The organism is Nonomuraea antimicrobica (assembly GCF_039536965.1).
Lineage (GTDB): Bacteria > Actinomycetota > Actinomycetes > Streptosporangiales > Streptosporangiaceae > Nonomuraea > Nonomuraea antimicrobica.
The window spans coordinates 66,166-72,361 of the sequence record NZ_BAAAZP010000078.1; the positions used below are offsets into that span (position 1 = coordinate 66,166).

The window sequence follows — 6,196 nt, forward strand, 5'->3', positions numbered from 1 at the left end:
ACCGATTATGTAGCGATGTCCTTAATGATGTCGTGACGCCGTCCGGCACCGGAAGATCACGGCATGGCGCAGAGGGAGGTCAGGCCGCGGCTGTCCGCGGACTACTGGCGGTTGTGGTGGGCCACGGGTGTCAACAGCGTCGGGGACGGGGCGTTCGCCGCGGCCGTTCCGCTGCTGGCCGTCATGGTGACGGACGACCCGCGGCTCGTGTCGGTCGTCTCCGCGGCCACGTTCCTGCCCTGGCTGCTGCTGTCGCTCCCCGTCGGCGCGCTCGTCGACCGGTACGACCGCGTGACCCTGATGTGGCGGGCCCAGGCGGTCCAGGCGCTGATCGTCGGCGTCGTCGCGGTCCTCGCCGCGTCCGGCCGGATCGGCGTCCCGGTGCTCGCCCTCGCGGCCTTCGGGCTGGGAGCGTTCACGGTCGTCTTCGCGAACGCGGCGCAGGCGGTGTTGCCGGACCTCGTCCCGAAGCCGCTGCTGCACCGGGCGAACGGCCACCAGCAGACGATCACCACGATCGGCGCGCAGTTCGCGGGGCCGCCGCTCGGCAGCCTGCTCTTCGCGCTCGCCGCGGCGCTGCCGTTCGGGGTGGACGCGGCCTCGTTCGCCCTGTCCGCCGCGCTGCTGGCGACGTTGTCAAGGCGCGGGCCGAGGCGCGGGTCGAGGCACGGGCCGAGGCGCGGGTCGAGGCACGGGCCGAGGCGCGGGTCGAGGCACGGGCCCGAATCGCGGCACGCGGCGCATCCGCCGATGCGGACGGCGATCGCGGACGGCCTGCGCTGGCTCGCCCGGCACCGCCTGCTGCGCACGCTCGCGGTCCTGCTCGGCGTGAACACCTTCTGCTGGCAGCTCGGCAACGTCACGCTGGTCCTGCTGGCGACCGGGACGCTGCGCCTCGACGCGCCCGGTTACGGCCTGCTGCTCGCCGTCGCCGCGCTCGGCGGCCTGCTCGGCGGCCTGGTCAGCGCGCGCGTCGCCGAGCGGGTGGGCATGCTGCCCGCGCTCCTGGCCGCGCTCGCCACGAACGCCGTCGTCTTCGTCGGGATCGGCCTGAGCCCGAACGTGGTCGTGCTCGCCGCCCTGCTGGCCGTCAACGGGTTCGCCACCACGCTGTGGAGCGTCGTGACCGTCGGCCTCCGGCAGCAGATCGTGCCGTCGGAGCTGCTCGGCCGGGTGAACAGCGTCTACCGGATGCTCGGCTGGGGGCTGATCCCGCTGGGCGCGCTGGCCGGGGGGCTGGTGGCGCACGCGTTCGGGTTGCGGGCGGCCTACCCCGTCGCGGGGGTGCTGCGCGGGGTCGCGTTGCTGGTCGCGCTGCCTGTACTGGTGCGTGCTCTGCGTGACGACCGGTGAGCGGCGGGCGGGTCCGTCATGCGACGAGGCCTCCACCCCCCGAATGACGTCACACCACCGCGACTGCGTCGATCTCGACCAGGCACCCGGGGTTCAGTCCGGCGACGACGTGGACCGTGATGGCCGGTGGCGGGTCGGCCCGGTTCCACACCTGCTGGAAGGCGGCCACGCCCTCGTCGAACGAGTGGCCGTCGACCACGGCGATCCGCCAGTGCACGATGTTCGCCAGGCTCGCCCCTTCGCTCTCCAGGATGGCCGCGAGGTTGCGGAACACCTGCAAGGACTGCTCCCCCACCGTCGGGCCGACGACCTTGCCCTCGGCGTCGACGCCGTTCTGCCCGCCGATGTAGATGGTCTTCGTGGGCTGCTCGACCTCGACGGCCTGGCTGAAGGCCGGGCTGCGGTGCAGTCCTTCGGGGTTGATGTGCCGGACACCCATGTGTTCTCCTCCTTAGACGCCGACACCGGTAATGACGGTGTCGCACAACACTGGTTCTAGTGGTTACATGCGGGCGAGTGCAACCGGCCGCGTGCTGCACGATCTCAAGGGCCGATTCGCGGTGTTCTGGGACGCGCCGCACCTCCAGGTGGCGCGCGGCGCACTCAGGTGTCCCGGCCGGGGAGCAGCAGGCTGAACAGCGGTGGCCGGGCCCGGCTGAGCACCAGTCGGCCGCCTTCCGCCTCGGCCAGCGAGCGGGCCAGGGCGAGCCCGATGCCGTGGCTGCGCCCGCTGGCCCTGACGAACGGATCGACGCCTTCCCGCACGCCCGTGCCGTGGTCGCTCACCTCGATGGCCGTTCCCTGGCCCACGTCGGCGACGGTGACCGTGACCTCCCCGGCACCGTGGCGGACCGCGTTGTCGAGCAGGACGCGCAGGATCTGCCGCACGGCCGCGGGCCGGGCCGTCGGCGGCGGCAGGCCGGGCTCCACCGTGATGGTCAGGCGGCGGCCCCGCTCGGCCAGCGGGCCGTGCCACTCCTGCCGCAGCTCGTCCACCAGCCCGGTGACGTCGAGGGGCTCGACAGGCGCGCGGGTGTCGCGGCCGAGCCGTACGAGGTCGTCGATCACCTCCTGCAGCCGCTCGCCCCTGCCCAGCGCGCCCCGTATCGCCTGGGCCAGATCCGCGCCGGGGCGGGACAGGGCCGACTCCAGGCCGAGCAGCAGGCCGGTCAGCCCCGTACGGAGCTGGTGCGAGACGTCGGCGCTGAAGGCCCGCTCGCGCGACAGCACGGCGCCCAGGCGGTGCGCCGTCGACTCCAGCGCCCGCCCGGCCTGGTCGGCCTCGCGTACCCCGGAAGGGAACGCGCGGACGCTGAAGTCACCGCCGCCGAGCGCCTGAGCCGCGGCGGTGAGCCGTTCCAGCGGCGCGGCCAGCCTGGCCGACTGCCGCACCGCCACGCCCGCGGCCAGCGCGATCACGACCAGCGCGAGCCCGCCCATGAGCAGCCACGCCTCCCGTACGCGCTGCTCGACCTGCGCGTTCGGCGTCGCCACCCGGATCACCAGCGCGACCCCCTCGTCGGAGGGCACCGGCGCGGACACGGCCAGCAAGCCGCCCTCCACCGCGTCGTGCACGCGCCCGTCCCTGCTGGACGCGGCCAGCGGCGAATGGGCGGGGCCGTTGCCGAACAGCCGGGCGCCGGCCACGGAGTAGCCGCCGACGGCCAGATCGCCCGGCAGACCGGTCGGCAGCTTCAACGACGTCGGCGGCTCGTCGGGAACGGCGGCGGCGACCCAGGCGGCGTCGCGCTGCAACGCGGCCACGGTCTGGTCGTGGTAGAGCAGGCTAACCGCGACCGCCAGCGGCACCAGGAACAGCGCGACGGCCAGGGTGGTCACGCCCACGATGACCACCAGCACCCGCCGTCGCAGCGGCACGCCCCGCTCCGTCACCACTCCAGAGTGGCAGACCCCAGGTAAACACCCGGAAAGCGGGCAGGTCAGCGGGCCTCCAAGAGACGGCAGCGCCCCGGCCCCCGGCAGCGCGAAGCGCCCTCCCCCGTGACGGGAGAGGGCGCTCCGACCGTGGACGGGGCTCAGACTCGGGTCACCGTCCACCGCTGCAGCAGCGTCTCGTCGTTGTGGGTCCAGATCTGCATCTTGTTGGGGTCGTCCCAGCGCGGTTCGAGCGCCCTGCCGTTGCCGAACCTGCTGTTGTACCAGTTCTGGTGGGAGCGCCGGCTCTGGAACTCCACGCCGGAGGACAGCTCGGCGATGTACCAGTGCTGGGAGTTGGTCTCATAGCAGTCCCACAGGTGGACGCGGGTGCCGCTGGCCACGCTCCGGTTCGACAGGTCGAGGCAGTTGTCGCCCACGACGCTCTTGATCCGGAAGTAGGGCACGGAGATGTTCTGCGGGATGTTGCAGACCCCTCTCGGGATGCCGGTGGTCGGATCGATGATGTTGCTCCATCCGCCGCATTCCGCGAAGGTGTCGGTGCCGACGTACTCGATGCGCCACTTCTGGTTGTCGGCGCCGGTGCACGGGTAGTGCCCGGCCCAGGTGCCGTTGTGGGTCGCCCAGCCGATGACGTCCAGGCAGGTGCCCATGGCCTTGTTCTTGACCTCTACGGTGGCGGAGAGCGGGACGGCCGCCTGCGCGGGGGCGGCCGTCGCGAACAGCACCAGCATGACGCCGGCGCCGACGGCGGCCACAGCTCGTTTGAACGTTGCCAGCATGAGGATGACGTGTCCTTCCGTTGGAGTGGGGTACTCACGGCCTTCGCCACCGAGCTTCCGGCCCACCGCGATCACGCGCCTAGAGCAGCCGCTCTACTCCATCCGGGCGGAGGCGGTCACCGCACTACTCAGGTGAGGGACATCCACGGGCGCCGATCATGCGAATCGACCACCGGGGGCACCACGGGTGCGGAAGGGGGCATCGGATGCGTCAGTGGCCGTTCGCCGGACGGGACGACGTACTGGCCAGGGTGGCGGGCGACTTCGCCGGCCGGGAGCTGCACGCGGTGCTGCTGCTGGGCCCGGCCGGGGCGGGCAGGACCAGGCTGGCGCGGGAGGCGCTGCGGCTCCTCGGCCGCCGGCGCGTGTGGATCGCGGCGACCAGGGCGGCGGCCGCGATCCCGTTCGGGGCGCTGGTGCCGCTCGTGCCCGACGACCTACCACCGACGGCCGGGGCCGCCGCGACGGTCAGGGCCGTCCGCGCGCGGGTGGCCGGGATCCTGGAGGTGCCGCCGCTGCCGGAACCCGCCCTGGACCGGCTCATCGACCACAGCACGGGCGGCTCGATCGACGCGGCCCGGCGCCGGAGCCTGCGGGCCTGTTCCGGCGGCAACCCGATGGCGCTGCGGGAGCTGCTGCACGGGGCCGTGCCCGGCGGGCTCACCGAGCTGGTCGTGTCCCGGCTGGAGAGCCTGGACGCGGCCACCCGTGCCGCGGTCGAGACGGTGGCCTGCGGCGAGGTGGTGCCGCTGGGCGTCCTGGAGAAGCTGGCCGGCAGCCCGGCGGTGGCCGCGGCCGAGGACAGCGGGCTGGTGGTGTGCGAGGAGCACGCCGGGCGGGTCCAGGTCAGGCTGGAGCATCCGTTCCACGGCGAGGTGCTGCGCGGGCGGATGGCCAGGGCGCGGGCCAGGCAGATCTACCGGAGCCTGGCCGAGCGCCTCATGGCCACCCCGTTGCGGCGTCGCGAGGACGCGCTGCGCGCCGCGCTGTGGCAGGTGGAGAGCGGTCACGTCGTACGGCCCGACCTGGTGCGCGAAGGTGCCAGGCAGGCCGTCGGGCACGCGGGCATGGCCCTGGCCGAGCGCCTGGCCAGGGCGGCGGCGCAGGCCGAGCCCGGCGGAGAGGGTGACTGGCTGCTGGCGGAGCTACTCGAGTACCAGGGGCGCAGCGGTGAGGCGGCCGCGCTGCTGTCGCCCGACCCGCCCGACCGGCCGGACGAGCGGGTCGGGTGGGCGGCGGTGCGGGCGGCGTCCCTCTACTGGGGGCACGGTGACCTGGCGGGGGCGATGCGCGCCCTGGACGCGGCCGGCGCCCATCCGGCGATCACGGCCTCGCGGGCGTCCCTGCTGTTCTTCTCCGGGCAGAGCGCCGCCGCGCTGCGGCTGGCGCGGGCCGTTCTCGACCGCCCCGACGGCGATCCGCGGGCGCAGGTGTGGGCGGCGGCGACGGCGACGGCGGCGCTGGGCTTCCTCGGCCGGCTGGAGGAGGCGGAGAAGACCCGGACGCACGGCAACGCGATCGCCGGGGCGCACGCGGTGACGTTGCCGCTGGGCGGGTTCGAGATGGAGGCGGGGGCGTGCCTGGCTCACCTGGCCGCGGGCAGCCCGGCCGAGGCCGGAGCCATCGCCGCCGCCGGTCGCGGCGGCTCCATGGCCGGTGACGCGCCCGTTCCCGGCAGCGTGTGGGCGCTGTTCGGCGGGCTGGCCGCGCTGGCGGGCGGCGATCCGGCCGCCGCGGAACGGTTCCTGGCCGAGGCGCTCACCGGACTGGAACGCGCCGACGCCAAGCGGTTGCGCTGCTGCTGCCTGGCCGCGCTGGCCGGGACACGCGCCCTGCGGGGCGACGATCGCGGCGCGGGCGAGCTGATGGCCGCGGCCGACCGCCTGGAGGACGGCACCAACGCGATCTTCGAGCCGTGGATCGAAACCTGGCGGGCCTGGACGGCGTGGACCGGCGGTGACAGCGACTCCGCCTGGTCGTACGCGCGGGGCGCGGCCGATCGCGCCGCGGCGGCCGGCCTGCCGTGCGTCGAGGCGCTGGCGCTCTACGACGTCGCCCGCCTGGGCGGAGCCGCCGATCTCGACCGGTTGGACGCGCTGGAGGGTCCGCTGCCCGAGGCGGTCACCACCGCGGCCCGCGCGCTGGCCATCGGCGACGCGGCCGGG

The 6,196-nt window shown here is 74.4% G+C and carries 5 protein-coding genes; 2 read left to right on the forward strand and 3 right to left on the reverse strand.

Annotation, left to right across the window (positions count from 1 at the left end):
• The first annotated feature begins 63 nt into the window (after nt 1-63).
• A complete protein-coding gene (locus ABD844_RS20810; RefSeq protein WP_344880135.1) occupies nt 64-1,353 on the forward strand; it encodes an MFS transporter in 1,290 nt (429 codons plus the stop codon).
• A gap of 49 nt (nt 1,354-1,402) precedes the next feature.
• Here the strand turns inward: ABD844_RS20810 and ABD844_RS20815 are convergent, their stop codons facing one another.
• From ABD844_RS20815 to ABD844_RS20825, 3 genes are all read right to left on the reverse strand, one after another.
• Entirely contained in the window at nt 1,403-1,792 is a 390-nt protein-coding gene (locus ABD844_RS20815; protein WP_344880138.1) for a RidA family protein, read from the reverse strand.
• Nucleotides 1,793-1,956: 164 nt separating this feature from the next.
• Nucleotides 1,957-3,246, reverse strand: a complete 1,290-nt coding sequence (locus ABD844_RS20820; protein WP_344880141.1) for a sensor histidine kinase — start codon at nt 3,244-3,246, stop codon at nt 1,957-1,959.
• Nucleotides 3,247-3,389: 143 nt separating this feature from the next.
• Nucleotides 3,390-4,031: an RICIN domain-containing protein gene (locus ABD844_RS20825; RefSeq protein WP_344880144.1), complete on the reverse strand. Its 642-nt coding sequence runs from the start codon at nt 4,029-4,031 to the stop codon at nt 3,390-3,392.
• Between the two features lie 206 nt (nt 4,032-4,237).
• Here ABD844_RS20825 and ABD844_RS20830 point away from each other — a divergent pair.
• Nucleotides 4,238-6,196 (forward strand): ATP-binding protein (locus ABD844_RS20830; RefSeq protein WP_344880147.1); only part of this gene is annotated, 1,959 nt, incomplete at its 3' end.

Bases quoted from the DNA above. Each gene is read 5' to 3' on its own strand.
- ABD844_RS20810 (WP_344880135.1), top strand. From the start codon at position 64: ATGGCGCAGAGGGAGGTCAGGCCGCGGCTGTCCGCGGACTACTGGCGG.
- ABD844_RS20815 (WP_344880138.1), bottom strand. From the start codon at position 1,792: ATGGGTGTCCGGCACATCAACCCCGAAGGACTGCACCGCAGCCCGGCC.
- ABD844_RS20825 (WP_344880144.1), bottom strand. From the start codon at position 4,031: ATGCTGGCAACGTTCAAACGAGCTGTGGCCGCCGTCGGCGCCGGCGTC.